Source organism: Desulforegula conservatrix Mb1Pa (assembly GCF_000426225.1).
Lineage (GTDB): Bacteria > Desulfobacterota > Desulfobacteria > Desulfobacterales > Desulforegulaceae > Desulforegula > Desulforegula conservatrix.
The window spans coordinates 1-2,452 of sequence record NZ_AUEY01000156.1 but is presented as its reverse complement, the minus strand read 5'-3'; the positions used below and the strand labels follow the sequence as shown (position 1 = coordinate 2,452).

The 2,452-nt window shown below is 53.2% G+C and carries 5 protein-coding genes; all 5 read right to left on the bottom strand.

Translation table 11 applies throughout. From position 1 onward, the window contains the following. A partial coding sequence (locus K245_RS0121375) for a DUF2586 family protein (protein WP_027360789.1) occupies positions 1-881 on the bottom strand: 881 nt, incomplete at its 3' end. Beyond that, positions 882-1,181 carry a hypothetical protein gene (locus K245_RS0121370; protein ID WP_035277942.1) on the bottom strand — a complete coding sequence of 100 codons (300 nt, stop codon included), beginning with the start codon at positions 1,179-1,181 and terminating at the stop codon, positions 882-884. Between the two features lies 1 nt (position 1,182). Continuing rightward, positions 1,183-1,692, bottom strand: a complete 510-nt coding sequence (locus tag K245_RS0121365) for a hypothetical protein (protein WP_027360787.1) — start codon at positions 1,690-1,692, stop codon at positions 1,183-1,185. After that, the gene (locus K245_RS0121360) at positions 1,689-2,135 is read right to left on the bottom strand and encodes a phage virion morphogenesis protein (protein WP_027360786.1); all 447 of its coding nucleotides are present in this window, start codon (positions 2,133-2,135) and stop codon (positions 1,689-1,691) included. Before K245_RS0121360 ends, K245_RS0121365 begins: the two co-directional genes overlap by 4 nt. After that, on the bottom strand, positions 2,135-2,452 hold a 318-nt coding region (locus K245_RS28170), incomplete at its 5' end, for a hypothetical protein (RefSeq protein WP_027360785.1). The genes K245_RS0121360 and K245_RS28170, both read right to left, overlap by 1 nt.

The window sequence follows — 2,452 nt, the reverse complement described above, 5'->3', positions numbered from 1 at the left end:
GGCCCGACAATATAGACTGATTCCACGTCAAATCTTGCGAGCGGTTGATCAATGGCTGTCATGATTCCGCTTATGGATGGAACCGGCTCAAGAACCGAAAATGCATAGATTGTTCCGGCCACCTGGGTTCCGGTTGCTGTTATGGTGACGCCGATATCTCCGCATGCGATCACTCCGGAAAGAGGAACAGTCTGCACCTGGGATGTCGAATCACCGCCGTCAAGGCTGAGTGTATATGTGGCCGTGTTCAGAGCGCCTCCCGCGACTATTGTCAGAAGGATGTCAGCTCCGGCCTTTGGCGTTCCTGACGCGGTAATATCCGGCCCGGTTCCTGTCTTTGTCACAGGCCCGATCGGAGTGCGGACGGCGAACATATACCTGTCGCCAGCAATATGGGTTCCTGCGGAAAGGGTCAGGGTAGCGCCTGTCGCGGGTACTGTAATCTGGCCATTCGCCGCTGTCGGAGTTGTGGTTCCGAATGTTGATCCGCCATTGGTTGAAAGCTTGTAAGTGGCCGTGGCAAGCGCCCCGCCCACGACAATCTCCACGACCACGTCGGCATTCAGGGTAGGCGATCCTGTGGCTGTGCCATCAGGCCCAGTGCCAGTATGACGCACTGGAGAAATATAACCGCCAGGCAGCCCGGCAACAGGCACGGCAATAACAACAGAGTCCTGGCCTGATGTGGCGAAAATATCCCTCAGCCTGTCCACAAGAGGCCCGACACCCAAAAGCGCGTTAAGATCCGAAGATCTGCCCAGTAGATAAGCCTTGCCCGGAGTTCCTGTGCTGCAAACTCCCGCCACCATCACGGATCCCGACACGTCACCCGGAGAAATGCCGCTTATGCCATCGTTTAAGAATTCGAGTACATCGCCCATTTATATCCTCCCTCCACCCATTCTGCGGGCCTTGAATCTGTCCAGGGCCGCCATGAAATCCTCACGGCTTACCTGTTTGCCTCCGGCCCATTCAGCTGCCCGGAAAAAGGCGACCCTTTCCCAGTCCGCAAGCCCGGCTTCTTCAGCCAGAGTTTCAATATCAATAATTTCAGGAAGCCCGGAAAAAGCAGATTCTTTCTGCTTTTTTGATCTGGTATCCGCAGCCTGATTTGCTCCATCCTGGATGCCCGTATCCGCTGCGCGTTCGGTTTTGTTTTCATTTGGATTTTCGTCTGGCATATCAGCCTCCAATATTTGTTCCGTTGACAATATTCACGTCTGTTATCAGCGGGATATTCTGATCGTCGCACACCATGCCGCTGACAATGATGTGGATCGATGCCGTGCGACGCTTGAACACCTCGACCATTTTAGTGCCGTATCCTTGGCGCTCGGCCTTGACAGCTCTCACCGTCACAAGATTGCCATTTCCATCAGCAGTCTTGCCTGGCAGAGCCGCAAGAAATCCCGGCACAAATGATTCGAGCCAATCCTCGTTGTCGCTTACAACTTCGGCCCTGATCCTGAGGCTCCGCTGATAAACCCGGCTGCGTATTGTCACTTCAGGAACATTGGGTTGTTTCAGCCTTGAGATTCTCCTGAAAGACCGCTTCAGTTCTTCAGGCAGCCAGGTCAGTTCTATTCTTGGAACAGGCATGGTGATGTCGGACTTGTCGGGCTTATCAAGCACATGGTTTATCCCCAGACTGCTTGCCGTGCTTCTTATTATGCTGTCAGCGATTGCCTTCATCTTCCTCCTCCGAAAGCTTTGGACAAAAATCTGTGCATAATCGCCACGGTCTCTTCCGCATCCTCTTCATTGAAACCCAGGTAAGGCCTTTCCGGGATTCTTGTTTTTTTGCCTCTGCCTGCCTGGCCTCCGTACTGGTGGATCGCGCCGTATTCTTCGTTTGTGCCGACAACGACCATTTCAGGTGATGCCTCGAAGGTGATCGAGTTTTTCAAAATGGCCTTGTCAACCAGGGTCTGGCCGCCTTCATCTTTTGCCCTTTGGGATATCGACCACTTGTTGCCTTCCGGATCTTCTCCCTTTTCGAATCTTTCTATGGTCGATGAAACCAGCATGTTGCCAATGGCTTTGGCCATGTCCTGTCTGTTTTTGACGGCTGCCACCGCGAAAGCCACCGGCCCTGCCAGAGACGAAAGATTCATTTTGAAAGACGCGCCTGCCATCAGAACTTCTCCCACATGGAAGTATCGAACATGGGCTTAGGAGCGACTACAGATATTCCTGAATCAGGCTCAGGTGCTGGATCCTGACTGACGCTAATGCCCGGAGAAAGCTTCCCGGCCCTTATTGAATCAAGATCCTTATCAGCCCGGCTTGCAAGACGCTGAAGAGGCAGCCATTGATTGTTCGATGAAGCCTCGGAATCCATCAGGGATGTGATCTCAGCTATGCATCTCCAGGCAGAAAGTACCGCGCAGATCCTTGTAATGGTTGCTGTCGGCTGATCAGGGATTTCATATCCGCCCTGGCGTATCGCGTC

Excerpts from the sequence above, each read along its gene's own strand:
- K245_RS0121370 (WP_035277942.1), bottom strand. The coding sequence starts at position 1,181 with ATGCCAGACGAAAATCCAAATGAAAACAAAACCGAACGCGCAGCGGAT.
- K245_RS0121365 (WP_027360787.1), bottom strand. The coding sequence starts at position 1,692 with ATGAAGGCAATCGCTGACAGCATAATAAGAAGCACGGCAAGCAGTCTG.
- K245_RS0121360 (WP_027360786.1), bottom strand. The coding sequence starts at position 2,135 with ATGGCAGGCGCGTCTTTCAAAATGAATCTTTCGTCTCTGGCAGGGCCG.